Source organism: Kitasatospora paranensis, from assembly GCF_039544005.1.
Lineage (GTDB): Bacteria > Actinomycetota > Actinomycetes > Streptomycetales > Streptomycetaceae > Kitasatospora > Kitasatospora paranensis.
In genome coordinates this window covers 7,338,449-7,364,815 of record NZ_BAABKV010000001.1, presented here as the reverse complement: position 1 = coordinate 7,364,815, position 26,367 = coordinate 7,338,449, and the positions used below count along the sequence as shown (strand labels likewise).

General features: G+C 72.1%; 24 protein-coding genes and 1 pseudogene. 20 read left to right on the top strand and 5 right to left on the bottom strand.

Features of this window, described 5'->3' with window-relative positions; genetic code table 11:
- Positions 1-5: 5 nt before the first annotated feature.
- Both ABEB13_RS34995 and ABEB13_RS34990 read left to right on the top strand, forming a co-directional pair.
- Positions 6-947, top strand: coding sequence for a cyclase family protein (locus ABEB13_RS34995; RefSeq protein WP_345708699.1), 942 nt, complete (start codon positions 6-8; stop codon positions 945-947).
- A 49-nt stretch (positions 948-996) separates the two neighbouring features.
- Positions 997-2,577, top strand: coding sequence for a GMC oxidoreductase (locus ABEB13_RS34990; RefSeq protein WP_345708698.1), 1,581 nt, complete (start codon positions 997-999; stop codon positions 2,575-2,577).
- 31 nt (positions 2,578-2,608) lie between these two features.
- On the opposite strand, the gene ABEB13_RS34985 is transcribed toward ABEB13_RS34990, so the two are convergent.
- The 5 genes and pseudogenes from ABEB13_RS34985 to ABEB13_RS34965 all read right to left on the bottom strand — a co-directional run bounded on the left by ABEB13_RS34985 (position 2,609) and on the right by ABEB13_RS34965 (position 8,052).
- Positions 2,609-3,628, bottom strand: coding sequence for a cytochrome d ubiquinol oxidase subunit II (locus ABEB13_RS34985; protein WP_345708697.1), 1,020 nt, complete (start codon positions 3,626-3,628; stop codon positions 2,609-2,611).
- Positions 3,629-3,824: 196 nt separating this feature from the next.
- Positions 3,825-4,996 (bottom strand): annotated as a pseudogene (locus ABEB13_RS34980) (cytochrome ubiquinol oxidase subunit I); the annotation flags it as partial.
- A gap of 196 nt (positions 4,997-5,192) precedes the next feature.
- Positions 5,193-5,996: an SDR family oxidoreductase gene (locus ABEB13_RS34975; RefSeq protein WP_345708696.1), complete on the bottom strand. Its 804-nt coding sequence runs from the start codon at positions 5,994-5,996 to the stop codon at positions 5,193-5,195.
- A 1,349-nt stretch (positions 5,997-7,345) separates the two neighbouring features.
- Positions 7,346-7,798 (bottom strand): hypothetical protein, encoded by a 453-nt coding sequence (locus ABEB13_RS34970; RefSeq protein WP_345708695.1) that lies wholly within the window; start codon positions 7,796-7,798, stop codon positions 7,346-7,348.
- Positions 7,799-7,914: 116 nt separating this feature from the next.
- Positions 7,915-8,052, bottom strand: coding sequence for a hypothetical protein (locus ABEB13_RS34965; protein WP_345708694.1), 138 nt, complete (start codon positions 8,050-8,052; stop codon positions 7,915-7,917).
- Positions 8,053-8,252: 200 nt separating this feature from the next.
- Between ABEB13_RS34965 and ABEB13_RS34960 the strand changes: the two genes are divergently transcribed.
- From ABEB13_RS34960 to ABEB13_RS34875, 18 genes are all read left to right on the top strand, one after another.
- Positions 8,253-9,509 (top strand): ATP-grasp domain-containing protein, encoded by a 1,257-nt coding sequence (locus ABEB13_RS34960; protein WP_345708693.1) that lies wholly within the window; start codon positions 8,253-8,255, stop codon positions 9,507-9,509.
- A gap of 3 nt (positions 9,510-9,512) precedes the next feature.
- Positions 9,513-10,205: a cyclase family protein gene (locus ABEB13_RS34955; RefSeq protein WP_345708692.1), complete on the top strand. Its 693-nt coding sequence runs from the start codon at positions 9,513-9,515 to the stop codon at positions 10,203-10,205.
- Between the two features lies 1 nt (position 10,206).
- A complete protein-coding gene (locus ABEB13_RS34950; RefSeq protein WP_345708691.1) occupies positions 10,207-11,598 on the top strand; it encodes an anthranilate synthase component I family protein in 1,392 nt (463 codons plus the stop codon).
- Complete coding sequence (locus tag ABEB13_RS34945) at positions 11,595-12,176, top strand: anthranilate synthase component II (protein ID WP_345708690.1); 582 nt, start codon at positions 11,595-11,597, stop codon at positions 12,174-12,176. Before ABEB13_RS34950 ends, ABEB13_RS34945 begins: the two co-directional genes overlap by 4 nt.
- The gene (locus ABEB13_RS34940) at positions 12,173-13,228 is read left to right on the top strand and encodes a phenylacetate--CoA ligase family protein (RefSeq protein ID WP_345708689.1); all 1,056 of its coding nucleotides are present in this window, start codon (positions 12,173-12,175) and stop codon (positions 13,226-13,228) included. Before ABEB13_RS34945 ends, ABEB13_RS34940 begins: the two co-directional genes overlap by 4 nt.
- Positions 13,229-14,506 carry an aldehyde dehydrogenase family protein gene (locus tag ABEB13_RS34935; protein ID WP_345708688.1) on the top strand — a complete coding sequence of 426 codons (1,278 nt, stop codon included), beginning with the start codon at positions 13,229-13,231 and terminating at the stop codon, positions 14,504-14,506. It begins immediately after the preceding gene.
- Positions 14,507-14,558: 52 nt separating this feature from the next.
- Positions 14,559-15,251, top strand: coding sequence for an SDR family NAD(P)-dependent oxidoreductase (locus tag ABEB13_RS34930; RefSeq protein ID WP_345708687.1), 693 nt, complete (start codon positions 14,559-14,561; stop codon positions 15,249-15,251).
- A gap of 47 nt (positions 15,252-15,298) precedes the next feature.
- A complete protein-coding gene (aroF, locus tag ABEB13_RS34925) occupies positions 15,299-16,345 on the top strand; it encodes a 3-deoxy-7-phosphoheptulonate synthase (protein WP_345708686.1) in 1,047 nt (348 codons plus the stop codon).
- Positions 16,342-18,255 (top strand): glycine oxidase ThiO, encoded by a 1,914-nt coding sequence (gene thiO / locus ABEB13_RS34920; protein ID WP_345708685.1) that lies wholly within the window; start codon positions 16,342-16,344, stop codon positions 18,253-18,255. The genes aroF and thiO overlap by 4 nt, the downstream gene beginning before the upstream one ends.
- Complete coding sequence (locus ABEB13_RS34915; RefSeq protein ID WP_345708684.1) at positions 18,237-18,821, top strand: MATE family efflux transporter; 585 nt, start codon at positions 18,237-18,239, stop codon at positions 18,819-18,821. Before thiO ends, ABEB13_RS34915 begins: the two co-directional genes overlap by 19 nt.
- Complete coding sequence (locus tag ABEB13_RS34910) at positions 18,818-19,831, top strand: 3-oxoacyl-ACP synthase III family protein (RefSeq protein WP_345708683.1); 1,014 nt, start codon at positions 18,818-18,820, stop codon at positions 19,829-19,831. Before ABEB13_RS34915 ends, ABEB13_RS34910 begins: the two co-directional genes overlap by 4 nt.
- A gap of 13 nt (positions 19,832-19,844) precedes the next feature.
- Positions 19,845-20,900, top strand: coding sequence for an alpha/beta hydrolase family protein (locus tag ABEB13_RS34905; RefSeq protein ID WP_345708682.1), 1,056 nt, complete (start codon positions 19,845-19,847; stop codon positions 20,898-20,900).
- Positions 20,901-20,927: 27 nt separating this feature from the next.
- The gene (locus ABEB13_RS34900) at positions 20,928-21,176 is read left to right on the top strand and encodes an acyl carrier protein (protein WP_345708681.1); all 249 of its coding nucleotides are present in this window, start codon (positions 20,928-20,930) and stop codon (positions 21,174-21,176) included.
- 30 nt (positions 21,177-21,206) lie between these two features.
- On the top strand, positions 21,207-23,060 hold the full coding sequence (gene asnB, locus ABEB13_RS34895; protein WP_345708680.1) for an asparagine synthase (glutamine-hydrolyzing): 1,854 nt from the start codon (positions 21,207-21,209) through the stop codon (positions 23,058-23,060).
- 17 nt (positions 23,061-23,077) lie between these two features.
- Complete coding sequence (locus ABEB13_RS34890; protein ID WP_345708679.1) at positions 23,078-24,139, top strand: MupA/Atu3671 family FMN-dependent luciferase-like monooxygenase; 1,062 nt, start codon at positions 23,078-23,080, stop codon at positions 24,137-24,139.
- Positions 24,136-24,675, top strand: coding sequence for a flavin reductase family protein (locus ABEB13_RS34885; protein WP_345708678.1), 540 nt, complete (start codon positions 24,136-24,138; stop codon positions 24,673-24,675). Before ABEB13_RS34890 ends, ABEB13_RS34885 begins: the two co-directional genes overlap by 4 nt.
- Before the next feature lie 34 nt (positions 24,676-24,709).
- Positions 24,710-25,459 (top strand): sulfite exporter TauE/SafE family protein, encoded by a 750-nt coding sequence (locus tag ABEB13_RS34880; protein WP_345708677.1) that lies wholly within the window; start codon positions 24,710-24,712, stop codon positions 25,457-25,459.
- Positions 25,460-25,601: 142 nt separating this feature from the next.
- Complete coding sequence (locus ABEB13_RS34875; RefSeq protein WP_345708676.1) at positions 25,602-26,258, top strand: TetR/AcrR family transcriptional regulator; 657 nt, start codon at positions 25,602-25,604, stop codon at positions 26,256-26,258.
- Positions 26,259-26,367 lie beyond the last annotated feature (109 nt).

Sequence of the window (26,367 nt, the reverse complement as noted above, 5' to 3'; positions counted from 1 at the left end):
CGTCCATGCAGGCACAGAACAGGCCCGCCCGACCCGTGCGCCAGAGTCAGGACGACTTCGCGGCCCTCTACCGCCGACTGCGGCAGCACGCCGTCGGCGGCGCCCGGGGCGCGTTGGACACCATCGGACCGGAGCGCGTCATCACCGCAGCCGGCGAAGTCCGCCTCGGTCTCACGGTGACGATGGCCGCGGCGATCGAGACCGAACCCGGTCCGGACAACCCGCACCCCGCCGGCCACACGCCGACCGGGCCGCCCGAGGACGAGGAGCACGCCCACGGGCTGCACTTCGCCACCGACCGGTTCGGCATGAACGTGCACGGTGACGCCGACAGCCACCTCGACGCGCTGTGTCACGTGGTCTACGACGGCACCCTCCACGGGGGCGTGCCCGCGACGACCGTCACCCCGGCGGGCGCCACCGCGCTCGCGGTGGAGACGGCGCGCGACGGGATCGTCGGCCGGGGCGTGCTGCTCGACATCCCCCGGCTGCGCGGCATCCCCTGGCTCGAACCCGGCGACCACGTGACCGCCGACGACCTGCTGGCCGCCGAGGCCGCCCAGGACGTCCGGGTCGGCGAGGGCGACCTGCTGTTCGTCCGGGTCGGCCACCGTCGCAGGCGCACCGAGAGGGGCGCCTGGGACGCGGCGCACCATCGGGCCGGGCTGCACCCGACCGCCGTGGAGTTCCTCGCCGAGCGCCGGGTCGCGGTCCTCGGCGGTGACGGCAACAACGACACCGCGCCCAGCCCCACCGACGGCGTGGACTTCCCGGTGCACGTGCTGGCGATCCACGCGCTCGGGATCCACCTCCTCGACTACCTCCAGTTCGAGGACCTGGCGCCGATCTGCGCACGGCAGGGCCGGTGGTCCTTCCTGTGCGTCATCGCCCCGCTGCGGCTCCCCCGTGCGACCGGCTCACCCGTCAACCCCATCGCGGTCCTCTGACCCGCCGACGCACGGCATCCCCCATCCCGACGACAGCAAGGTGGCCGACATGGCCGACGACCGGCACTACGACGTCATCATCATCGGCACCGGAGCCGGCGGCGGCACCCTCGCCCACCGGCTCGCCCCCACCGGCAAGCGCATCCTGATCCTGGAACGCGGCGACCACCTGCCCCGCGAACGCGACAACTGGGAGTCCACCGCCGTCTTCGTCAAGGGCAAGTACCGCGCCCCCGAGTTCTGGTACGACAAGCACGGCGACCCGTTCCCGCCCGAGGTCAACTACTACGTCGGCGGGAACACCAAGTTCTACGGCGCCGCGCTCTTCCGGCTGCGCCCCGAGGACTTCGGCGAAATCCGGCACCACGGCGGCCTCTCCCCCGCCTGGCCGATCCGGTACGAGGATCTGGAGCCGTTCTACACCGAGGCCGAACATCTCTACCTCGTGCACGGGCACCACGGCGAGGACCCGGGCGAAGGAGCGGTCAGCGCCCAGTACAAGTACCCGCCGGTGCAGCACGAACCGCGGATCCAGCAGCTCAGCGACGACCTGGAGAAGCACGGCCTGCACCCCTTCCACCTGCCGATCGGCGTGAACCTCATCCAGGACGCCGACGGCGGCGCGACCCACGACAGCGTGTGCATCCGCTGCGACCGGGTCGACGGATTCCCCTGCCTGGTCCGCGGCAAGGCGGACGCGGAGGTGATCTGCGTCGAGCCCGCGCTGGAGCACGACAACGTGAGCATGGTCACCGGCGCCAACGTCCGAAGGCTGGAGACGGACGACGGCGGCCGGACGGTGACCGGCGTGGTCGCGGAACTGGCCGACGGCTCGGCCACGACCTTCCGCGGCGACATCGTGGTGGTCGCCTGCGGGGCGGTCAACTCCGCTGCTCTGCTGCTGCGTTCGGCCAACCAGCGGCATCCGGGCGGCCTGGCCAACAGCTCCGACACGGTCGGCCGCCACTACATGCGGCACAACAACCTGGCACTGATGGCGGTGTCGAAGGAGCCGAACGACACCCGATTCCAGAAGACCCTGGCCATGAACGACTGGTACCTGGGCGCGGACGACTGGGAGTTCCCGCTCGGCGGCATCCAGATGCTCGGCAAGTCGGACGCCGACCAGATCCGGGGCGAGGCGCCGCGCTGGGCCGGACTCGCCTCACCCGACATGCCCTTCGAGGTCCTGGCCCACCACGCGGTGGACTTCTGGCTCTGCGGCGAGGACCTCCCCCGGCCGGACAACCGGGTCACCCTGGACGGCAACGGCGACATCCACCTCGCACTCGACGAGAAGAACAACATCGAGGGCCTGAACCGGCTCCGGCACAAGCTGCGCGGCATGCTCGGCAGGCTGGGCATGCACCCGCACCACCTGCTCCCGCACAGTCTCTACCTGCACAAGGGCATGCCGATCGGCGCCACCGCCCACCAGGCCGGCACCGTCCGCTTCGGCACCGATCCACAGACCTCGGCACTCGACGTCGACTGCAAGGCCCACGACCTCGACAACCTGTACGTCGTGGACACCAGCTTCTTCCCGAGCATCGGCGCGGTGAACCCGTCCCTGACCGCTATCGCCAACGCCCTGCGTGTCGGCGACCGCATCGCCGAACGGCTCCGCTGAGGACCGGCTCCGCGCCGGGCAGCCGCTGCCCTCATTCGGTGACGTCCTCGTCGGTGAGGGGTTCCAGCACGCCGTGGGTGTCCAGCCGGTACAGCAGGACGACGGCGGGGCCGATCAGTACCAGCGCGACCGCCGCAACAATGATCATCCACTGCAGCGGCGCACTCGCGCCGGCACCCTGCTGGACGGTGAGCGAGGTCGGCACGAGGTAGGGCCGCTGGGCAACACCCCAGGCGGCGACCGACAGCGCCACCACCGCGACCGAGGAGTAGCGGGCGTATCCCGCAGCGGGGCCGGCCAGCAGCCCCGCCGTGACCGCCAGGGCCACCGCGGCGGCGATGACCAGGAAGAGTCCCGGGCCGTGGGTGAGCCCGTGGTGGACGTACGACGTGTGCGGGTCGGTGACGCTCAGGCCGATCACGCCGACGGCCACCACCATGGCGCAGCCGATCCACGCGCGCAGCCGGAAGTAGCCGACCAGGTCGTCGGCACCGAACCGGCGGGCGTCGGCGGTGAGGAAGACGGCGCCCAGGAGGGCGGTGGCGGCGACGGCCAGCAGGCCGGTGAGGATCGAGGTGGTGTTGGCCCAGACATCGGCCGAGGCAGTGGTGCCGGGCGCGACGCGACCGGAGGCGACGCCGCCGACGACCGTGCCGAAGAAGAACGGGGTGACCAGCGACGAAATGGCGAACACGGCCCCGTAGATGCGCCGTTGGGCGAGGCGCTTCGTGGGCTTGCGCAGCGCGAACCCGGCGCCGCGCAGCACCATGCCGACGGCGGCGAGTGCGAGCGGCAGCCAGAGCGCGGTGAACACGGTCTGGAAGAACACCGGGAAGCCCGTCCACATGAGCACCAGGACGAAGATCAGCCAGACGTTGTTGACCTCCCACACCGGTGCCATGGCATGGTCGATCAGCCAGCGGGGGCGCCTGCCGCGCTCGGCTCCGCCCGCCAGCAGGTCCCAGAAGCCGGCGCCGTAGTCCACGCCGCCGCCGCAGGCGTAGGCGGCGATCGCGATCAGCAGGATCCAGGCGACGACGACGGCCGTCACGACTCGCTCCCCGGTGCTCCACCGGCGCCGGGCGCCGCGGCGGCGTGTTCGGCGCGCGGGCCGTACGGGGTGTCGGTCTCGGGGGATCGACAGAGGCTGCGGCGGCGCCGGAGCCGGCCAGGCGCCAGCGGGTGCGCATCTTGAGCAGCACGGTGAGGAACGCGCCGAAGATGAGGACGTAGACCGCGGCGACGATGCCGAACATCGTCCAGAGCGAGGCGGCCGCGGTGGGGGTCACGGCCTCGGAGACCCGCATGTTCTGGTAGACGATCCAGGGTTGGCGGCCGACCTCGGTCGTGATCCAGCCGCACTCCACGGTGATCACGCTGGCGACACCGGCGACGGCAGCGCTGCGGAAGAACCAGCGGGATGCCGGCAGGTCCCGGCGGCGCCACCAGCACCAGGCATACCAGAGGGCGAGCAGGATGAGGACGCTGCCGATGGTGGCCATGATGTCGAACGCCCAGTGCGCGATGGTGGCCTGGGTGGCGGTGGGGCGGTCGGCGGCGGGCACCGAGCTGAGCCCGGTGACCTGGGTGTCGGGGCTGAATCCGGCGAGAATGGAGTCGAGTTGGGGGAACTTGAGGCCACCTTTGACGGTGCCGTCCTCCTGGAGGCGGCCGAAGAGGTATTCGGGGACGTGGGTGCCGGTGTTCCAGACCAGTTCTGTCGCGGCGAACTTGATCGGCTGCTTCTGGAAGACCTGCCGGGCGATGTTGTCGCCGAGGAAGAACTGGAGCGGGGTGAGGATCGCCGCGACGGTGAACGGCACAGTGAAGCCGAGGCGGTGGTAGCGGTCCCGGCGGCCGCGGAGCCAGCCCACCGCGTACACGCCGGCGACGACGTAGCCGGCCGTCAGGAACATCGCCACGACGAAGTGCCAGTACTCCGGGCCGAACATCGGGGTGAAGACCGCCTGGCGGACGGTCACGTCCACCGGGTTGCCGTCCGCGCCGAGGGTGAAGCCTTGCGGGGTGTTCATCCACGAGTTCGCCGCGATGATCCCGAAGGCACCCATCAGCGCTGCCAGCGGCAGCGGCACGCCGAGCCAGAAGTGGGTCCGCGGCTTCAGCCTGCGCCAGCCGTACAGGTAGATGGCGATCAGGATCGCCTCCAGGAAGAACGCCCAGGCCTCGACGCCGAAGCCGAGGCCGAAGACGTCCCCCACCGGCCCATCATGCCCGGCCACAACAGCCCGAACTCGAACGAGAGCACGGTGCCGGTGACGATGCCGATGGCGAACTGCACGGCCATCACGGCCGACCACCGGCGGGCCAGCAGGAGCGCGACCGGATCGTTCTTCCGCATGCCGCGGTAGTGCATGACCAGCGTGACGAACGGCAGTGCCACACCGAACGGCACGAGCATGATGTGGGAGGCGAGGGTGAACGCCATCATCTCCCGCGCGGGCAGGAGCTGTCCGGGCGTGGAGTCGGCCAGGAGGGCAGCGGCTGCGTTCATCTCACGCTCCCGCTGCGTGCGCTCGGTGGGCGGACGGTTCCGGCCCCGGTCCGGGCGTCGGGCGGGTGTTCGCCCGGGTGGTCGTCGACGCGGGCATCGGGGCTCAGCCCCCGGTGGCGAAGCCGGGGAAGAGGGTCATACCGCCGTCGACGTAGAGCGTCGTCCCGACGACGTAGTCCATCAGGTCGGAGGCCAGCAGGGTCACCGCGTCGGCGATGTCCTCGGGATCGCCGACCCGCCGGTACGGGATCAGGGTGAGCAGCGCCGCCTCGGCCTCGGGCGTGTTCCAGGCGGAGGTGTTGATCGGGGTGCGGATGGCACCCGGGGCCACAGCGTTGACCCGGATCCCCTTCGGGGCGAGCTCCTGGGCCAGGGTCTGCATCAGCATCAGGACGCCGCCCTTGGAGGCGGCGTAGTTCACGTGGCCGGCCCAGGGGATGATCTGATGGACGGAACTCATGCAGATGATCTTGCCGGCGGAGCGGGAGACCTCGGGGACGACGCCGCGGCGGAGGAACTCCTTCGCCGCCTCACGGGCGCAGAGGAACTGGCCGGTCAGGTTGACGTCCAGCACCTTGTGCCACTGCTCGACGGTCATGTCGGCGATGGCGGCGTCCCGCTGCAACCCGGCGTTGGCCACCATGACGTCGATCGTGCCGAACTCCTCGACCATCCGTGCGACCATCGCGACGACCTGGTCCTCCTGGGCGACGTCGGCCTGGTGCGCGTAGGCACGCACCCCGAATGACCGGATCTCCTCGACGACCTCCTCCGCCGCCTCCGGTCCGAAGACGTAGTTGACGACCACGTCCGCACCGGCCCGGCCCAGGGCGACCGCCGTCGCCCTGCCGATCCCGGAGTTCGCCCCGGTCACCAACGCCTTCTGCCCCGTGAGGAGCTGCGGCACCGGCCGCCGCTGCCCTTCCGCTGATGAGGCCACTGATCTCTCCCGTCGTCGGCCGCACACCACTACCGACCGACCACCATTCCCGCCGTCGCCGTCCATGCGGCCGGAGGCGCGCGGTCCCCGCCGGTCGGGCCCGGCAATGCCACCCGGACGGCGCAGCGCGGTGCGGGTCGGCTGCCGGGTGCCTGCACCCGAGGGGCCGGCCGCAGACGTCCCCGGCGGCACGGCGGCGGCCCGGCGTCCGGCCGAACGGGTGAGTCGCGCCGGCCCTACGGCGCCTCCGGGGGTGCGAGCCCCGCCGGGAACGCAGGATCGACCGCAGCGGCCCGGTGGAGGGCCGTGGAGATCGGAGGGGGGCCTGGGGCCGAGGCCGTCGACGCCCGATTCGAGGACCCGGCCCGACGCCGAGCACATTGCGTTCACCCTCAGGAGACCCAACCGACCTGCAGAGTTGCTGATGTGGTGTCTTGTCAGGTGACTCGATCTCAGATGAGCTGTCGGCGTGGGGTCAAGGCGATCCGGCACCGGCGCGGATCGTCGGGCGGGCGCTTCGGCGGAGCCCGTCCGTTCTTGAACCCGACATGACGAAAAGCCTTGTGCGAATCATCAGGCCTGCCATACGATCAAGATATTGCAACGGCGGTCAAAAACGGGGGTCTTCGTGCAACAAACGTCTGACGGCGCGAGCCGCTCCGACGGGTCGGTCGAGTTGCTCGACCGTTGCCGATGCGAGTGTCAGCGCTAGACGTACCGTCAGATCCCCGACGGTTCACCATGCGTGCGGGCCCCGCGTGGCACCGCCGCTGACCAGCTGAACGGCCGGTCGAAGTTCAAGAGGACGCTCGCAGCATCAGTATGGCAGCAGCGGCCCTCGCCCGGCCTCCCGAACATCCGAGAGATCCAACCACCTCCACCTCAACGCCAAACGCTGCCCTCGCACGTGGCTGGTGCGATGCGCCACGCCCGCGCGCCCATCTGCCGGTGAGCGGTTGGTCCATCCCAACGACGACGAAGGATCCGCGATGAGTGCGTCGGTCCAGCCCCACGTGGTGGTCATCCACCGGTGGCGGGCGGAGTACGTCGACTACGCGACCGTGCTCGACCACACCGTCAACCGCGTCAGTTACATCACGACCGAGGTCGGTCTGCCCCGGGTCCCCGACCTGGCCGCCGGCGTCGAGACCGTCGACCGCACCGATGATCTCGTGGCGGTCCGACGGGCGGTCTCGGCGCTCGCCGAGCTGCACGGTCCACCGCAGCGGATCGTCGCCCTGAAGGAGGACGACCTGCTGACGGCGGCGACCCTCCGGGCGGAGTGGGACTGCGAGGGGACGCGGCCCGACCAGGCCTTACGGTTCCTCGACAAGCTCGTGATGGCCGAAGTCCTCACCGCCCGCGGCCTCGCGGTGCCCGAGCTGATGGCGGTCGACAGCGCCGACGAGGTCCGCGCCTTCGCCGAGAAGCACGGCTGGCCCGTCATCGTGAAACCCCGGATCGGCAGCTCCAGCGACGGCGTCGTGCGGTTGCACGGACCGTCCGACGCGGACGGGATCGACTTCACCGCGCGGCCGATGCTCGCCCAGGTCTACAACCCGCACCCGATCTACCACGTGGACGGCGTGTACCTGGACGGACGCCTCGCCGCCTTCCGCGCGTCGCGGTACGTCAACGACTGCCTCGCCTTCCGCACCGGCGACTACCTGGGATCGGTCGAGGAGGACCGCCCGGAGATCGTGTCGGCGGTCGGCGCCGCCGCCGAGCGGTTCATCGGCGCCTTCGACACCGACCCGCTGGTGTTCCACCTGGAGATGTTCGTCGGGCCGGCCACCGGCACCGGCGGGCCCGAGTGCACCTTCCTGGAGGTCGGAGCCCGGGTGGGGGGCAGTGAGATCCCCTTCCTGTGGCGGGAGGTCCACGGCTACGACTTGATGGCGGCGGCGCTCAGGCTGCAGTTGGGCCAACCCCTGGACACGCCGGTGCTGAAGAACGACGAGGTCGCCGGCTGGCTGCTGGTGCCGTCGCCGGCGCGGCGGCCCTGCCGCATCACCGAGGTCACCCCGCTGAGCGGGCGGGTGCCCGGCCTGTACGCCGAGGCGCTGTTGGACCGCGGCGACGTGCTGCCGCCGGCCGACGCCTACTACGAGCACGTGGGCGGCCGGTTCCGGTTCCGGGGGCCACGAGCCGGACGGTCGAGGAAGCCATCCAAGTCGCCGCCGCTGACTTCCGGATCAGCGCCGAGCCGGTGGGAGACGTCGCATGAAGCATGTCGTACTGGTCGATCCGTACGCGCCGGCCCGCGGGCTGCCGCCCGCGTTCCTGGAGGCGGGGTACCGCTGCGTCCGCCTGCAGAGCACGGCGGAGATCCCGACGGTGTACCGCGGTCCGTTGGATCTCGACGGCTACGTCGCGAACGTGGTGCATCGGGGCGACATCGAGGAGACCCTCCGGCAGCTGTCCGCCTACCAGCCGGTGGCCGTCCTCACCGGCAGCGAGCTCGGCGTCGAACTGGCCGACGAAATCAGCGAGTTGATGGGTCTGGACACCAACGGCACCAAGCTGAGCGCCACCAGGCGGGACAAGTTCCGGATGATCGAGCGGGTGGCGGCCGTCGGACTGCGGGCGCCGCGCCAGGCGCACGTGACCGGCGAGGCCGAACTGCGCTCCTGGCACCGGGAGATCGGCGGCCGGATCGTGGTCAAGCCGCTGCGCAGTGCCGCCGGCGACGGCGTCACCTTCTGCGACACACCCGACGAGTCCGCGGCGGCACTTGCGGCGATCATGGGGCGGGAGAACATCTTCTCGCTGCCGAACGACGGCGCGGTGGCGCAGGAGTACCTGCAGGGCGCGGAGTACATCGTCAACACGGTGAGCCGGGCCGGGCAGCACCACGTCACCGACAGCTGGGGATCCGGCCGGCTGACCGTGAACGGCATCACCGACCTGCTGGTGGAGAGCGTCCTGCTGGAGCCGGACGCACCCGGTCTCGACGCGCTGACCGCGTACGCGTTCGCCGTCCTGGACGCGCTCGGCATCCAGTACGGTCCGTCCCACCTGGAGATCAAGATGACTCCGGACGGTCCCTGCCTCGTCGAGATCGGCGCGCGCATCTCGGGCGGCGAACTGCCGTACTACGCGGCCGAGGCGATCGGCGAGTCACAGCTCGACTGGACGGTCGACAGCTACGTCCGGCCGGAGCGCTTCGATGCGCGCTGCGGTGCGCCGTACCGGCTCAAGCACCACTTCGCCTGGTCGGCGCTGGCATCGCCGTACAGCGGGACGCTCGTCTCCTACCGGGGGATCGACCGGATCGAGGCCCTGCCGAGCTTCCGCGGGCTGCGGACCCTCGTCGCACCGGGCAGTGCCATCCAGCCCACTGTGAACGACCTGACCTACCCGCTCACCGTCACGCTCCACCACGAGTCCGATGGTGTCCTGCAACGGGATCTGAACACGATCAGATATCTCGACGGGACCGGCTTCTACGACGTCGATCACACTCGGCAGAACGGCTGACCAATGCGCATTGTCGACCTTACCCACGGATTTTACGAGGGGATGCCGTCCTATCCGGCGGACTGGTTCCCCCAGTTCACGTTCGACCGGGCGATGACGCCGCAGACGGATCCGTACGGCACCAACCGCACCTTCTCCACGCTGCACATCTTCCCGCACAACGGCACGCACGTGGAGTACAAGCTGCACTTCTACCCGGGGACGGAGGGCATCGAGGACGTTCCGCTCGAAACCCTGATCGGCCGGGCCTGTGTGGCGGACCTGTCGCACAAGGGCGACCTGGAGCCGGTGACGGCCGAGGACCTGGACAAGGCGGTGGGCGACCGGTGGACGCCCGGGGACCGCCTCCTGATCCGGACCGACTACCTGCACCGCAACTGGGGTGCCGCGGACTACTGGGACCGCCCGCCGTACATGACGCCGTCGGCCGCGCAGTGGGCGATCGACAACGGAGCCGTCCTCGTCGGGTTCGACTGCCTGACCGAGCGTCCCGGCGATGCCGAGTCGCCGGTGCACCACGCACTTCTGGGAGCCGGCATCCCGATCCTGGAGTACGTGACCAACCTGCACGAGCTGACGCAGCCGGTGGTGCAGTTGTTCGCCCTGCCGATCAAGGTGTCCGGCGTGGAGGCCGCACCGGCCCGCGTGGTGGCGGTGGAGTACTCCGACGAGGCCGTTCCCGCGGCGGTCCGCTGACATGGCCGCCACCCTGGAGTCGTCCGCCTTCCTGCGCAGCGGGTTGAGCGCCGGCGACGTCGTGCACCGGTACGAGCTGCGCGGACCGGACGTCGACGCGGTCGTCGCCGCGGCCGCGCTGCGCGGCTCGGAGCGGATCATGCTCAGCTGCCGGGCCGCGGACCCGGAGCCGGTCGTGCTGCTCGCGGTCGGCGAGCTGGCCGTCGCCCGCCGGTCGGGGCCGGAGCACGACCTGTCGGCGCCCGGACCGGTCACGGCGGCGGTCGACTTCCTGGCCGGCCTCGAGTTCGCGCCCGGCGCGGCGCTCGACGAGGTCAGCTGGTACGGCTGCATCGGGTACGACGCGGTCACCGGCTTCGAACGGCTGTCGCTGCAGTCGACGGGCCTGCCGACCTACGACCTGTTCCTGCCCGAGGTGCTGGTCCGCTTCGACGGGACGGGGACCACGGTGGTCGGCCGGGGCGCCTCGGCGTCGGCGGCCCGGGACGCCGGCGAGCGCGTCGAGCGGCTGCTCCGGCAGGCCGCGGCCTTCCCGGAGGTGTCGGCACGGGTCGGCGCCGGAGCCTTCGGGCACCGGGCGGACGAGTACCTGGAGGCCGTGCGCCGGGCGAAGGAGTACATCCTGGCCGGCGACATCTTCCAGGTCGTGCTGTCGATCCGGTATTCGGCGCCCGGCGAGGCGGACGGCCTGACGGTGTACCGACGGCTGGCCGAGTTCAACCGCTCGCCGTACCACTTCTGGTACCGCAGCGGCGAGTTCGAGGTGGTCGGCGCGTCGCCCGAGCCGTGCGTCACGCTCGCCGACCGCGATGTCCTGATCCGACCACTGGCCGGCACCCGTCCGCGGGGCGCCGACCCGGCCGCGGACCGCGCGGCCGAGCGGGACCTCGTCTCGTCGGAGAAGGAGCTGGCCGAGCACCGGATGCTCGTCGACCTCGCGCGCAACGACCTCGGACGGGTCTGCCTGCCGAACACCGTCCGGGTGCCGCGCCTGATGGAGGTCGAACGGTATTCCCATGTCATGCATCTGACATCGGATGTCCGCGGACAGCTCCGCCCCGACTGCCGCACCGACGACCTCCTTCGCGCGAGCTTCCCCGCCGGCACCATGACCGGGGCCCCGAAGGTGCGGGCGATCGAGATCATCGACGAACTCGAGCCGGTCGGCCGCGGCCTCTACTCGGGTGCGGTCGGATCGTTCGGCGTCGGCCACGCCGATCTCTACCTGACCATTCGCGCGCTCGTCATGCACGACGGCGAGCTGCACCTGCAGGCCGGCAGCGGGATCGTCCACGACTCCGATCCCGTCGCCGAACGCGACGAGTGCGTGGCCAAGCTCCGGGCCGCCGCCCGCGCCGCCGCCGTCAGTCTCGGACCGGGGGTCCACACGTGATCATCATCATCGACAACTACGACTCCTTCGTCTACAACCTCGCGCAGTACGCCGGTCAGCTCGGGCACGAATGCCGGGTCGTCCGGAACAACACCCTGACCGTCGACGAGGTCACCCGGCTGAACCCGAGCCTGATCCTCATCTCCCCCGGCCCGGGCGGGCCGCAGGACGCGGGCATCTCGCTGGACCTCATCCGCGACCGCGGCCACCAGGTGCCCATCCTGGGCGTCTGCCTCGGGCACCAGTGCATCGCGGAGGCGTTCGGCGCGCGCGTGGTCCGGGCGGCCGTGCCGATGCACGGCAAGCTCAGCCCCGTGTTCCACCGGGGCACCGGTGCCTTCGAGGGGCTGCCGAGCCCGCTGGAGGTGACGCGGTACCACTCGTTGACCGTCGACCCGGCGTCCCTGCCGGACGAGCTCGTCGTGACGGCCTGGACCGAGAGCGGCGAGGTCATGGGAGTGCGCCACCGCGACCTGCCGATCGAAGGCGTGCAGTTCCATCCGGAATCCCTGTTCACCGAGAAGGGCCTCGACATGGTCGCGAATGCGCTGAAGGCAGCCGAGCGGGTGATGGCGTGAGCGGCTACGACGACTCCCCCACGACCTGTCATCTCCAGGAGATCCTGCAGTGGCACTTCAGCCCTGAGACCGGGTCACCGTTCTGGCTGAAGCGCAGGGACAGCCTCGGCTTCGACCCGCTCCGCGACGTCGAGGACTTCGCCGACCTGCGGAAGTTCCCCGACGTGAGCGACGAACTGCGCACCGTCCCGGTCGACCTCCTGGTGCCGGCCGGCTCGGCGGACAGCCCGTTCGAGGTGTACGAGTCGGGCGGCACGCTCGGCGCGCCCAAGCGCGTCGTCGAACACCGCTCCCGTCAGGAGGGCGTGGACTGGGTCGAGACCGTGCTGCCCGCGTTCGGCGACGGCGGCCACTGGCTGCACATCGGGCCCACCGGGCCGCACATCGTCGGCCGCTCCGTGCGCCGGCTGGCGCAGCTGCGCCGGGCCAAGTTCTTCACGGTGGACTTCGACCCGCGGTGGGTGAAGCTGCTGATCCGGACCGACCGGCGGCCGCTGGCCGACGAGTACGTCCAGCACGTCCTCGACCAGGTCGAGACCATCGTCGAGTCGCAGGACATCCGGGTCCTGTTCGTCACGCCGCCCGTGCTGGAGGCGCTGTGCGCCCGCGAGAAGCTCTACCGCCGGCTGGCCGACCGCGTCACCGGCATCATCTGGAGCGGCACCAGCATCAGCAGCACCTCGCTGCGGCTGCTCAAGACCGAGTTCTTCCCGCAGGCCGAGGTCCGCGGGATCTACGGCAACAGCCTCATGGGCATCGCGCCGCAGCGCTCGCCCGAGCCCGGTGACACGCACCCGTGCGTGTTCCGGACCTTCCAGCCCCGGTCGGTCGTCGAGGTGGTGGACCCGGACACCGGGGAGCGGGTGGCGCCCGGCGAGCGCGGCCGCGTCCTCGTCCACCTGCTGACGAAGGACCTGTTCCTGCCCAACGTGATGGAGCGCGACACCGCCGTCCGGATCGCCTCGGGCCTGCCGAGGGACGGCGACGACCTCGCCGACGTCCAGCCCTTCCGCCCGGCATCCGGCGCGCAGGTGATCGAGGGCGTGTACTAGATGAGCACTTCGATTCTGCAGCCGCTGGTCGGCGGCGAGACGGTCGTCTGCGACGAGACGGTCGACCTGCGCGGTGTCGACGGCGTGCCGGTGGCCCGCGTCGGAGTGGCTCCGACGCTCCTGCTGCAGCTGGCGCTGCGGCGGGTGCGCGGCGCGGCCGTGCCGTCGGAGGTGTTCGGCCGGGCCGGCACGCTGTTCGCCGAGGCCGAGCTGGCCGGCGAGTCGGCCGACGAGTACCGCCGCCGGGTGGTGGCCGCGACGGGTCTGCCGTACCGGGTCGTCGGCGACGGTCTGCACAGCGTCCGGAACGGGCTGGCCCAGCTGGAGGAGAGCAACGCCCGGCAGCTGCCGGCGCCGGCGCCCGGCGTCCGCTGGGTGCCGCGCGGACGGACCTTGGGGATCGTCACCCCGTCCAACCACGTCGACCCGCATCTGACGTGGGCCCGGGCGCTGTCGCTCGGGTACGGCGTGATCGTGCGGCCGGGTACCCGTGACCCGTTCACACCGTTCCGCCTCGCGGCCGCCCTGCTGGCCGCCGGGCTGCCGCCGCACTGCCTGGCCGTCGTACCCGGTGACCACCAGCTCGGTGAGCGGCTCCTCGACGCGTCCGACCTCGGCATGGTGTACGGCGGCCCGGCCGCCGTGAACCGATGGGCCGACCACCCCCGCGTGCTGACCCGGGGGCCCGGCCGGAGCACCGTACTGCTGGACCAGCACCTGTCGCCGGACATCGTCGACGCGCTGGCCCGCTCGGTCGCCGGGGACGCGGGTGTCCGGTGCGCCAACACGTCGGTGATCCGCACCAGCGGGGATCCGGCGGAGGTGGCCGACGTCCTGGCGGCCCGCCTGGACGCCCTGCCGACCCTGCCGGCGGACCACCCCGACGCGGTGCTGCCGTCGTTCTCCGCGGAGCAGGCCGCGCAGCTGCGCCGTACCGTCGCCGAGCTGGAGCAGGCCGGGTTCCGGCGGCACTCGGCCGCCGACGGCCCGGTTCCGCTGCCGGACGGCTCGTGCGCCGCGCGCCCGGTCGTGCTCAGCACGACCGACCCGGGGCATCCGTCCGTCGGCACCGAGCTGCCGTTCCCCTTCGTCGTCGTCACGCCGTGGTCGGCGGCCGACGGTCTGGAGCCGTTCGGCCGGACGCTCGCCCTGTCGGTCTTCAGCGACGACGAGCAACTCCCCTGGCCGCCCTCGCGGAGCCGCAGATCCGGCGGGTCGTCGTCGGCGGGGCGGCGCCCTGGACGAGCGGGCCGGAGCTGCCGCACGACGGCAGCCTGACCGCCTTCCTGATGGAACCGAAGGCGTTGCTCTCGGACAAGGAGCCCCTCGCATGAAGCACGTGGTCGTCACCGGAGCGTCCGGAGACCTGGGTACCGCCGTCGTGGCCCGCGCGGTGGCCTCCGGGGCGGAGGTCCTCGCCCAGTTCCACACCCGGCCGCCGGCCCTCGCCCACCCGTCCGTCTCGCCCGTGCAGGTGGATCTGACCCGCGACGACGGCCCCGCCGAGCTCGCCGCGGCCCTGCCCTGGGACAGCGTGGACGTGCTGGTCAACTGCATCGGCGGGGCGCGGCCGACACCGTACGCCGAGCTGAGCACCGCGGCATGGCGGGAGTCCATGCAGCTGAACGTCGAGGTGCCGTTCGCGGTGACGCGGGAGCTGCTCGGGCCGTTGGCCGCGGCGGCCGGCGCGGTCGTGAACCTGTCGAGCGTGGCCGCGTTCACCGGCGGCGCGTTCGGCCCGCACTACGCCGCCGGCAAGGCGGCCGTGGTGGGCCTGACCAGATCGGCCGCCCGCGAGCTCGGCGAGCGGGGCATCCGGGTCAACTGCGTCGCCCCCGGGCCGGTCGCGTCGGCGATGACGGACTCGCTCCCCGACGACGTTCTCGCCGGCCTCCTGGCCACCACCGCGCTGCGGCGGGTGGTGACGCCGGACGAGGTCGCCGACGCGGTGTTCTCGATCGCCACGGCCACCGCCGTCACCGGCCAGACCCTGGTCGTCGACGGCGGCCGGTTCCTGCACTGACCTTGTCCGTCCACACATCGGGCGTCCCACGTCCAGAAGGAGCTTCGGTGCTGCTTGTCTGCAGGGCTGTCGACGAGAACACGGTGCGCGAGCGGATCCACGCCCGCGTGCCGACCCCGCACGGCACGACCATGTGCCGGGTCGGTGACCAGCTGCTGGTGCACGTGCCGGGCGATCAGCTCGCGCTGGCCGAGCTGCTGCAGGAGTCCGGGCTGGTGCAGCGGACGGTGGCCGACCACTCGGACGCGCCGCTGACCGACCGGAAGGCCGCGCCGCTCGGATCCATCGTCGACCTCGGCGGATCGGCGACGGTCGGCGGTGTCGACTTCGCGCTGATCGCCGGACCGTGCGCGGTCGAGAGCCGCCAGCAGATGTCCGCCTCCGCGGAGTTGGCGAAGGCCGGCGGCGCGGTCGCGCTGCGCGGCGGCGCCTACAAGCCGCGGAGCTCGCCCTACAGCTTCCAGGGGCTGGGCGACGAAGGCCTGCGGATCATGGCCGAGGTCAGGGCGGAGTCCGGCCTGCCGGTCGTGACCGAGGTCGTCGACCCGGCGACGGTCGACCTGGTCGCCGAACACGCCGACGTGCTCCAGATCGGCACCCGCAACGCCCAGAACTTCAGCCTGCTCAAGGCCGTCGGCCAGTCCGGCCGGCCGGTCGTGCTCAAGCGCGGGTTCGGCTGCACGGTGGGCGAGTGGCTGCAGGCCGCCGAGTACGTGCTCGCCGCCGGGAACCCCGACGTCGTGCTGTGCGAGCGCGGGATCCGCACCTTCGAGCCGGCGACCCGGTTCACCCTGGACCTGAGCGCCGTCGCGGTGGTCAAGCACATCAGCCATCTGCCCGTCATCGTCGACCCCAGCCACGGGGTCGGCCACCGCCACCTGGTCAAGCCGCTCGCGCTGGCCGCCGCGGCGGTCGGGGCCGACGGGCTGCTCGTCGACATCCACCCCGACCCGTCGTCGGCGCTGTGCGACGGCGACCAGGCGCTCGACCGGGAGGCCTGGTTCGACCTCGCCGGCGCACTGCGGGACGTCCTCACCGGCCTGGGCCGCGGCCTGACGCTGCGTGAGCCGGAGCCTGCCGGGCGGGCGCGATGACACGGCGTCCGGACGTCGCCGTGATCGGCGGCGGAGTCATCGGCCTCGCCCTGGCGTGGCGCTGCGCCCAGCGCGGGCTCGCCGTGGAGGTCCACCACGACGAGCTTCCGGGGACGGCCTCCGCCGTCGCGCCCGGCATGCTGGCGCCGGTGAGCGAGGCGGACTTCCCCGATCCGGCTCTGCTGGAGTTCGCCCACGAGGCCCGCCGCAGCTGGCCCGCGTTCGCCGCGGAGCTCGCCGGCGCGAGCGGGATCGACGTCGGGTACGCGACCGACGGCCTGCTCCTGGTCGCCCACGCCGCCGAGGACCGCGCACGGCTCGCCGCCATGTACGGCTTCCGGGAGGGCTTCGACGTCCCGTGCACGCCCCTGGACGCCGACGAACTGCGGGCCCGGGAGCCGCTGCTGTCGGCCGAGGCCAGCGGCGGCGGCTTCGCCACCGAGGACCACCACGTCGACGCGCAGCGCGTCCGGGAGGCGCTGCGCGCGGCCGGGCAGGCGCTCGGGGTCCGCTACGTCGACCGCCGGGTCCGGTCGCTCGACGAGGTCTCGGCGGGCTCGGTGGTGGTCGCCGCCGGCGCGTGGTCGCCCTCGCTGGACGAGTGGCCGGTCACACCGGTGCGGGGCCAGGTCGTGCTGCTGCGGGATCCGTCCGGCGGCCCCGGGCTGCGGCACGGCATCCGCGGTGTGGCGCAGGGGCAGCCCGTCTACCTGGCCGGCCGGGACGGCCACGAGACGATCGTCGCCGCCACCCTGGACCACACGGGCTTCGACGTGCAGCCCTCGGCGCAGGCCACCGAGGCGCTGCTGCGCAAGGCGGTCGCGCTGGTGCCGGCGCTGGCCGGCCACGAGGTGACGGAGACCCGGGTGGGCCTGCGGCCCGACACCCCCGACCACCTGCCCATCATGGGGCGCGTCCCGGGCCGCTCCGATGCCTACGTCTGTACCGGGCACTACCGGCACGGCGTCCTGCTGGCGCCGGTCGCGGCGGACCTGATGACCGAGTTGCTGGTCACCGGCGCCGACGGGATCCCGGCGGCCTTCACCCTCAACGGTTCCGATCAGCGAAGGAACGTGCGTCGCGATGACAGCTCCACCTGTGCTCTCCACACCGCCGACGAAGCGCCGGTCGGTGACGGCGTGGCTGGACCCGGCGCGCCTGCTGCCCGTCGCCTGGCCGGTGTACATCGAGCTCATGTCCGGGGTCATCGCCGGCATCATCTCGGTCGTCTGGATCGCGCGGCTCGGGGTGCCGCGCTGGCCACCGTGACCATGGCCGGCACGCTCGAGAACGTGCTCATGAGCGTCATCCTGGCCGTCAGCGGCGGCACGACGATCCTGCTGTCCCGGGCCGTCGGCGCGAGCGAGTACGGGAGCCTGCGACCGCTGCTGCGCGCCGCGTTCCGCCTCACCCTCGCCATCACCGCCGTGATCTGCGTGGTGCTCTTCGCGCTACGTGAGCCGCTGGCGCGGCTGATCCTCGGCTCGGGCGAGGCGTCCGCCGTCCGGCTGTCGGTCGACTACCTCACGGTCGCGGTGCCGGGCATCGCGGTGTTCTACGGCCAGTACCTCGTGGACAGCACGTTCAAGGCCAACGGGGACACGCGCACGCCGATGCGGATGGCCGTCCTGTCGAACCTGATCCTGGTCGTCGCCGACCCCGTCCTCATCTACGGATGGCTGGGCGCCCCGCGACTCGGCGTCACCGGCTCCGCGCTGGCGCTGGTCGGGTCGCGGGCCGTCACGCTGGCGGTGACCTGGCGGCTCTACCGCAAGTCCGCGCTGCTGCGCGAGATGAACGCCGCTCCGGACGCGCCGGCGGCCCCGGGCCGGGCCCGGTCCGCGAGATCCTGCAGGCCGGCCTGCCGCTCGGCGTGGACTTCCTGGTGCGGATGTCCGCCGGGATGCTGATCGTCGGCGTGGTGGCCCGCTTCGGGACGGACGAGGTGGCCGCGTACGGGACCGTCACGCGCACGCTGCTGTTCCTCACCATGGCCGCGTACGCGATGCGGCAGGCCGCGACCATCATCGCGGCCCAGGCCAAGGGCGCCACCGACGACGACCTGCTCGCGGCGAGCCGTTCGTCGTCGGTGCGGCTCGGCATCGCCTGGTCCCTCCTCGGCGGGCTGGCGGTCCTGACGCTCGGCGGCCTCGCGGTGGACGCGGTCACCAGCGACGCGGCGATCCGCTCCGCGGCCCACGGGCAGATCCCGTGGCTCGCGGTCTACATCACCCTGCTGCTCTGCAACGTCACCCTGAGCGGCATCTTCCTGGGCGGCGGGCACGGCAAGGCGCTGGCCACCTCGACCACGACCGGTGCGGCCCTGCAGCTCTGCCTGGCACCCCTGCTCGCCCTCACGCCGCTGGGCCTGATGGGGGCATGGATCGCCATGATCACCAACGCCGGGACGCAGACGACGGTTCTCCTCGTGCTGGCGGCCCGTCAGACCCTCAAAGCCAAGGAGGTTACGGCATGACCCCGCCCGTGACGCTCGGAATCGCCTCCCTCGCCCACGTGCTGGGCGAACCGCACGATGTCGCCGGGACCGCCGGCTCCTACGTCGACGACCCCGAGCGGGTGATCCGCTGGGGGTACCGCACCTACCACCGGGCCGCTCCGGGCGTCGGCCAGACCCGCATGGCGGCGGACGCCGCCCGTCGGGCGCTCGATGCCGCCGGCCTCTCGGCGTCGGACATCGACTACCTGGTGGTCGCGGACAGCGGTGTGCCGGAGTACCTCAACTGGGACGCCTCCGCCGCGGTCGCCCGCGAGCTCGGCCTGGGTGCGACGCCGACCCTGCTCGCCACGCAGGGCTGTGCGTCCGCGGTGACCGCGCTCCAGCAGATCGCCGGGCTGATGGCCGTCCGGGACGACATCCAGCGCGTCCTGCTGGTCGCGGTGCACCGGGTCAGCGAGGCGCACATCAACCGGATGCGCAACAACACGTGCCTGGGCAGCGACGGCGCGGCGGCCGCGGTCGTCGAGCGCGGGCACGGCCGGCTGCAGTGGCTGGCGACCGATCAGATCGTCGACCCGCGCTACGTGGACTTCTTCCGGGTCGAGTACGGCGGCAGCGCGGCGCCGGCCGGCGCGAACCTCGACGTGGACCAGCTGGCCCTCGTCCACCAGCACTTCCGCCGCGAGCCCGAGCAGCTCGGCCAGTTCGTCAAGGACGTCGACCACCAGGTGGCCGCCGTCATCGAACGCGCCTGCAAGCGGGCCGGCGTGTCGACGTCGGAGATCCGGCGCCTCATCTACCTGAACGACAACCAGCATTCGCTGGCCGGTGTCGCCAAGGCGACCGGGATCCCCCTGGAGCGGACGAACGCGGCGCTCGCCGCCGAGCTGAGCCACGTCGGCTGCGCCGACCAGCTGATCTGCCTGAGCGTCTACGACGAGCGGGACGAACTGGCGCCCGGCGACCTCGTGGCGCTGGCCGGCCTGTCCGGGGGCATGCAGTGGTTCTGCAGCCTCGTCCGGGTCTGAGGCGGGGGCGGACATGACCGACAACACTGCCCTCGGCCGCTTCGACGAGCTGTCGTTGGACGACGACCGCACCGGCGTCCTGCGGCTGCCGACCGAGATCCGGCCCGGCCGGACCGTCCCGGCGGTCGTACTGCTGCACCCGTTCGGCGTCTGGGACCGGGACGCCTTCCTGCCCGCCGAGGCGTCCGGGAACGGCCCCGTCCGCCTGTTCGGCGATCTGGGTGCCGCCCTCGTCCGGGCCGGAATCGCGGCCGCCGCGTTCGACACCCGCTTCCTGACCGAGGACCGCCGCGACGGCGCGGGCTCACCGCGGTTCACCTTCACCGGCCTCGTCGACGACGCCGTCCGGATGGTCGAGCAGGTACGGGCCCACCCCGACGTGGACGGCAGCCGTGTGCTGCTGCTGGGCGTCTCGATGGGCGCCGAGGTGGCGGTGGCCGCCGCCGAGCGCCTCGGGGGCGACAGCCACCTGGCGGTCGTCGCCCCGAGCGCCGAGGCGCGCCCGGTGTTCCAGCGCTGGATGGGGCTGGACCGCCGGCTGGAATGGCTGGTCGCGGGCGGATTCGTCGGCGCGGACGGCACCGTCGACCTCGCCGCGGCGGCGGCCGACGAGACCGGGCGCAGCGGCTGGTGGGAGGAGTTCGACCTGGTCGACCGGTTCGGCTCGAAGACCGATCTCGAAGTGCTGCGCGCCGAGCTCGCCGTCGAGTACGACACCTGGGAGCGGGACGCGCTGGCGCACGGCGACGAGTCGGCGCCCGCCTCGTTCTGGCGCGACTGGTTCGCGCAGCCCGCCCCGTACCGCCGACTGGCCCGGATCACCGGCCGGATGACCGTCCACGTGGGCGCCGAGGACTGGACGACGCCGCCCCGGCAGGCCCACCTCCTGCACCACGCGGCGCTCGCGCACGGCCTGCAGTCGCAGCTGACGATCCATCCGCGGCTCGGACACCTCATGTCGCCCCGCTCGGCCGACGGCCGCCGCACCTACGGGCCCTTCGACCCGGATTTCCTGCGGGACCTCGTCGAGTCCGTCGACGCGGTGCTCCGCCCCGGCCACCCCGGCTGAACCAACCACCGAACGAAAGGCCTCCCGATGGAGAAGCTCACGCTCGAAGCACTGATCGAGCTGCTCAACGAGTGCAACGACTTCGAGGACCCGGTCGAGCCGACGCCCGACGTGCTCGACCTCGCCTTCGACGCGCTCGGGTACGACTCGCTGACGCTGCTCAACGCGATCTCGAAGCTGGAGCGCCAGTACGGGATCGAGCTCCCCGAGTCCATCACCTCGGACGCCAAGACGCCGCGCGAGCTCCTCGCCGTCGTCGACGCCCGCCTCGCCTAGCGACGACCCGAAGAACGGAGAACACACGACGTGTGCGGAATCACCGGTTGGTTCGACCGTGACCGCGGGCTCGACCGCGAACACGAGCTCGTACGGCAGATGACCCGGACGATGGAATGCCGCGGCCCGGACGAGGAGGGAATGTGGATCTCCGGCCCGGTCGCGCTGGGGCACCGGCGGCTGTCGATCATCGACCTCGAAGGCGGCAAGCAGCCGATGGTCGCCGATCACGACGGCGACCGCCCGCTCGCGGCCCTCACCTTCTGCGGCGAGGTCTACAACTACCGTGAGCTCCGCGCGGAGCTGATCGCGCACGGCCACGCGTTCCGGACGAACAGCGACACCGAGGTCGTCCTGCGGGCCTACCTCCAGTGGGGGACGGACTTCGCGAGCCGGCTCAACGGCATGTTCGCCATCGGCATCTGGGACGCCGTCCGCCAGGAGCTGATCCTCGTCCGGGACCGGATGGGCGTGAAGCCGCTGTTCTACTACCCCACGCCGGGCGGGGTCCTGTTCGGTTCGGAGCCCAAGGCGATCCTGGCGAACCCGCAGGCGCGCCGGACGGTCGACCGGACGGGCCTGTGCGAGGCCCTGGACATGGTGAAGACGCCCGGGGCCGCCGTGTTCAGCGGCATGCACGAGGTCGTACCGGGCGAGATCATCCGGGTCGACGCGTCGGGCATCAGGAAGGCCCGCTACTGGAGGCTCGAAGCGGCCCCGCACACCGACACCCAAGAGCAGACCATCGGGAACGTCCGGGACCTGCTCGACGACATCGTCGGCCGGCAGTTGATCTCGGACGTGCCGGTGTGCTCGCTGCTGTCCGGCGGCCTCGACTCCTCGACGATCACGGCGATCGCCGCCCAGGTCCTGGAGCGCGAGGGCCGCGGCCGGGTGAACTCGTTCTCGGTGGACTTCAAGGGCTCGACCGACAGCTTCGAGCCCGATGCGGTGCGCGGCGCTCCCGACGCGCCCTTCGTGCGGGACCTGTCCGCGCACGTCGGCACCAACCACCGGGAGATCCTGCTGGACAGCCACGAGCTGTCGGAGCCGGAGGTCCGGGCGGCGGTGCTGCGGGCGACCGATGTGCCGCCGGCGTTCTGGGGCGACATGTGGCCCTCGCTCTACCTCCTGTTCCGGGCCGTCCGCCGGCACTCGACGGTGGCGCTCTCGGGCGAGTCGGCCGACGAACTGTTCGGCGGCTACCTCTGGTTCCACCGGCCGGAGGCGATCGACGCGAGCACCTTCCCGTGGCTCACCTCTGGATCGGCCCGTTACTTCGGCGGCACGTCGCTGCTCGACGGCGGCCTGCGGGAGAAGCTCGACATAGCCGGGTACCGGGCCGACCGTTACGCCGAGGCCGTCGCCGAGGTGCCCGTGCTGGCCGGGGAGAGCGACGTCGACCGGCGGATGCGCAAAGTGTCGTACCTCAACCTGACGCGGTTCGTGCAGACGCTCCTCGACCGCAAGGACCGCATGAGCATGGCGGTCGGCCTGGAGGTCCGCGTGCCGTTCTGCGACCACCGCCTGGTCGAGTACGTGTTCAACACGCCGTGGGCGATGAAGACGTTCGACGGCCAGGAGAAGAGCCTGCTGCGCGCGGCGGCCCGGGACCTGCTGCCGGCGTCCATCCTGGAGCGGAAGAAGACGCCGTACCCGGCGACCCAGGACCCGGGGTACGAGGCCGCACTGCGGGCCGAGATGGCCGAGGTGCTCGCCGACCCGAACGCACCGGTGCACCCGCTCCTGGACCGGGCCAGGGTCGACAAGGTGCTGGACCGGTCGCTGAGCGCGACGAGCCTCCCGTACAGCCGCGGCGGCCTGGAGATGGCGCTCTGGCTCAACCGCTGGCTGTCCGCCTACGACGTGACCCTCGACATCTGACGGAGGACGGCAAGACGATGGACTTCAGCCTGTTCTACTTCGCCAACGAGCAAGAAGCGGACACCGGTTCGACGGACCGGTACGGCCTGCTGCTCGACGGGGCGAAGTTCGCCGACGCCCACGGCTTCACCGCGGTGTGGACGCCGGAACGGCATTTCCACGAGTTCGGCGGCATCTACCCGAACCCGTCCGTGCTGGGGGCGGCCGTCGCGGCCGTCACCGAGCGCGTCGGCATCCGCGCCGGGAGCGTGGTGGCGCCGCTGCACCACCCGGTGCGCATCGCCGAGGAGTGGGCGGTCGTCGACAACCTCTCCGGCGGCCGGGTCGGCGTGTCCTTCGCCTCCGGATGGCACCCCCAGGACTTCGCGCTGCGCCCGGAGAACTTCGCGGACCGCAAGGCGAAGCTGGAGACGACCGTCGAGGAGGTGCGCGAGCTGTGGCGCGGCGGCGCGATACCCGTGGTCGACGGCGCGGGCGAATCGCAGCTCGTGCGGTCCTATCCGCGTCCGGTCCAGGCGGAACTCCCGGTCTGGATCACGAGTTCGGGCGGCCCCGAGACGTTCCGGGCGGCGGGCCGCGCGGGGGCCGGGTTGCTGACCCACCTCGTCGGTCAGGATCTGGCGGAGCTGTCCGACAAGGTCGCGCTCTACCGCGAGGAGTACGCGGCCCGGCCCGGTTCGGACGGGGACCGCGGGCACGTCGTCCTCATGCTCCACGCGTACCTGCACGAGGACGAGGCCGTCGCCAAGGAGACGGTGCGGGCGCCGTTGTGCGCCTACCTCCGCAGCTTCGCCGGGCTCACCATGAGCTCCAGCACCAAGGGCCGCCGGGTCGACCCCGAGGCGCTCAGCCCCCGGCACTTCAACGCCATGGTCGAGCGCTCCTTCGAGCGGTACTTCGACGAGGGCGGTCTGCTCGGCACCGTCGAGAAGGCCGTCGACGTCGTCGAGCGGGTGCGGAAGGCCGATGTCGACGAAATCGCCTGCCTCATCGACTTCGGGGTGGCCCGGGAGAAGGTCACGGCGGGCTTCGAACTCCTCGGCGCGCTGCGGGCGGCCACCGCGGAAGACAGCCGATGACCCGCACCGGGAGCACGGACCTCGTACGGCTGCCGGAGCACCCGCCCGGTGAGTTCCGGCGCTCGGCCGGCCGGTTCCCCACCGGGGTGACCGTGCTGACCTGCCGGCGGGACGGGGAACTGCACGGCATGACGGTGAACGCGTTCACCACCGTGTCGCTCGACCCGCTGCTGGTCCTGGCTGTGCTGCGGACGGGCTCCCGGACGACCGGTCGGGTGCTGTCCGGCGGCGGGTTCGCGGTGACCGTGCTGAGCTCCCGCCAGGAGCAGACGGCACGGGCGTTCGCGGACCCGTCCCGGGCCCGGGGCAGCGCCGCATTCTCCACCGTCGCCCACGCACCCGGCGGGGCCACCGGTTCGCCCGTCCTGGTGGACGGGATCGCCTACTTCGACTGCGTGGTCGAGTCCACCCATCCGGCCGGCGACCACACCATCGTCGTCGGCGCCGTGCAGTCCTTCGGCCTGCTGTCGGAAGAGCCCGCCCTGCTGTTCAGCCGCAGCCGCCTGGGCGCGGAACCGGACCTGGAGCGGCCATGAGGGGTTCGGAGTACATGAGGGGTTCGGAGTAGCCGTGCACGGGTGGGATCTCGGACTGCTGACGATCGCTGCGACGGGAGCGGGCACCGTCAACGCGGTGGTCGGCTCGGGTTCGCTGATCACGTTCCCCGCACTGGTCGCGATGGGCTACCCGCCGATCCTGGCCACCGTGTCCAACAATGTCGGGCTCGTCCCGGGCATGGGCGGCGCGGTGTACGGGTACCGGCGGGAGCTCACCGGGCAGGGCCCGCGGGTCCGGCGGCTCGCGGTGGCCGCCGGCCTCGGCGCGCTGATCGGCAGTCTCCTTCTGCTCTGCCTGCCGTCCGCCTGGTTCCGCACGATCGTGCCGGTCCTGATCGGCACGGCCTGCGTGCTGGTGCTCGTGCAGCCGATCCTCGCCCGCCGGCCGGCCGCCGAGGGCCGGCGCGGCGGGGCATGGCTCTGGGTCGGCGTGTTCGCGACCGGCATCTACGGCGGCTACTTCGGAGCCGCCCAGGGCGTCGTCCTCATCGGGCTGCTCGGTGCGCTGACGACCGAGCACCTCCAGCGGCTGAACGCCGTGAAGAACGCCCTGGCGCTCACGGTGAACCTGGTCGCGGCGATCGTCTTCGTCTGCGTCACCACCGTCGACTGGCAGGTCGCACTGATCATCGCGGCCGGGTCGACGGTCGGGGGCCTGCTCGGTTCCCGGTACGGCCGGCTGCTGCCGCCGGCAGCCCTCCGGGCGGTGATCGCCGCGGTCGGACTGCTCGCCATGGCCGATCTGATCGCCGGCTCCCGGTGATCGCGGTCGGCCGACCCGGCGGATGCCCTCCCCGGGGCGGCGCTGCGGCCCCGGCCCGCTGAGCGGGCGCGGCCCGGCGCCGCCCCGGGGAACGCGTCCCGATGATTCGCGCCGCCAACACCGGATGCGGCACAGTGAGTCCATGAAGGCGCAGACCGCTCCCGTTGATCCGCCGCACGCCGGGGCCCCGCGGCGCCGTCCCGTGCAGGAGCGCAGTCTCCGGCGCTACGAGCGTCTGCTGGACGCCTGCGCGGGCCTGCTCGACGAGGCCGGGCCCACCGCGCTGACCACCAAGGAGGTCGCCGCCCGGGCGCAGGTCCCGATCGGCACGCTCTACCAGTTCTTCTCCGGCAAGGACAGCCTGCTCGGTGCGCTGGCCGAGCGGAACCTGGAGCGCTTCCTGCACCGCCTGGCCGCCCGCACCGCGGACGGCACCCCCGACGGCGTGGCGGGCTTCGTCGACGTGGCCGTCGACGAGTTCGTCGCGATGAAGCGCACCGTCGCCGGTTTCGGCCACCTGGACTTCGGGCTGGTCGGGACGGACCCCGGCGACCTCGCCGACGACGAGCACCTGCTCGACGCCGACCTCGACAACAACGCGGCGGTGGCCGTCCGGATCGGCGCACTGGGCGGCGACCTGTTCACCGGGCCGGGCTTCCCGCTCGCGCTGCGGGTCGCCCTGGAGTGCGCGGACGCCGTCCTCAAGCTGGCCTTCCGGGTCGACCCCGACGGCGACCCGGCGCTGATCGGCGAGTGCAAGTGGCTGCTGCGCGGCTACCTCGCGGCGCCGGCCGACTGAGCGGCCGCCGCCGGGCGCCTGCCGTCCGCTGAACTCCCCCGCCGGGAAAGGCGGATGCCCACCCACACCCCGCCGGGGGTGGGTGGGCATCCGTTTCCGGGCCCTCGGG

Bases quoted from the DNA above. Each gene is read 5' to 3' on its own strand.
- thiO (WP_345708685.1), top strand. From the start codon at position 16,342: ATGACACGGCGTCCGGACGTCGCCGTGATCGGCGGCGGAGTCATCGGC.
- ABEB13_RS34990 (WP_345708698.1), top strand. From the start codon at position 997: ATGGCCGACGACCGGCACTACGACGTCATCATCATCGGCACCGGAGCC.
- ABEB13_RS34875 (WP_345708676.1), top strand. From the start codon at position 25,602: ATGAAGGCGCAGACCGCTCCCGTTGATCCGCCGCACGCCGGGGCCCCG.
- ABEB13_RS34890 (WP_345708679.1), top strand. From the start codon at position 23,078: ATGGACTTCAGCCTGTTCTACTTCGCCAACGAGCAAGAAGCGGACACC.
- ABEB13_RS34885 (WP_345708678.1), top strand. From the start codon at position 24,136: ATGACCCGCACCGGGAGCACGGACCTCGTACGGCTGCCGGAGCACCCG.
- ABEB13_RS34955 (WP_345708692.1), top strand. From the start codon at position 9,513: ATGCGCATTGTCGACCTTACCCACGGATTTTACGAGGGGATGCCGTCC.
- ABEB13_RS34910 (WP_345708683.1), top strand. From the start codon at position 18,818: ATGACCCCGCCCGTGACGCTCGGAATCGCCTCCCTCGCCCACGTGCTG.
- ABEB13_RS34960 (WP_345708693.1), top strand. From the start codon at position 8,253: ATGAAGCATGTCGTACTGGTCGATCCGTACGCGCCGGCCCGCGGGCTG.
- ABEB13_RS34915 (WP_345708684.1), top strand. From the start codon at position 18,237: ATGTCCGCCGGGATGCTGATCGTCGGCGTGGTGGCCCGCTTCGGGACG.
- ABEB13_RS34995 (WP_345708699.1), top strand. From the start codon at position 6: ATGCAGGCACAGAACAGGCCCGCCCGACCCGTGCGCCAGAGTCAGGAC.
- ABEB13_RS34930 (WP_345708687.1), top strand. From the start codon at position 14,559: ATGAAGCACGTGGTCGTCACCGGAGCGTCCGGAGACCTGGGTACCGCC.
- ABEB13_RS34905 (WP_345708682.1), top strand. From the start codon at position 19,845: ATGACCGACAACACTGCCCTCGGCCGCTTCGACGAGCTGTCGTTGGAC.
- ABEB13_RS34950 (WP_345708691.1), top strand. From the start codon at position 10,207: ATGGCCGCCACCCTGGAGTCGTCCGCCTTCCTGCGCAGCGGGTTGAGC.
- ABEB13_RS34935 (WP_345708688.1), top strand. From the start codon at position 13,229: ATGAGCACTTCGATTCTGCAGCCGCTGGTCGGCGGCGAGACGGTCGTC.
- ABEB13_RS34900 (WP_345708681.1), top strand. From the start codon at position 20,928: ATGGAGAAGCTCACGCTCGAAGCACTGATCGAGCTGCTCAACGAGTGC.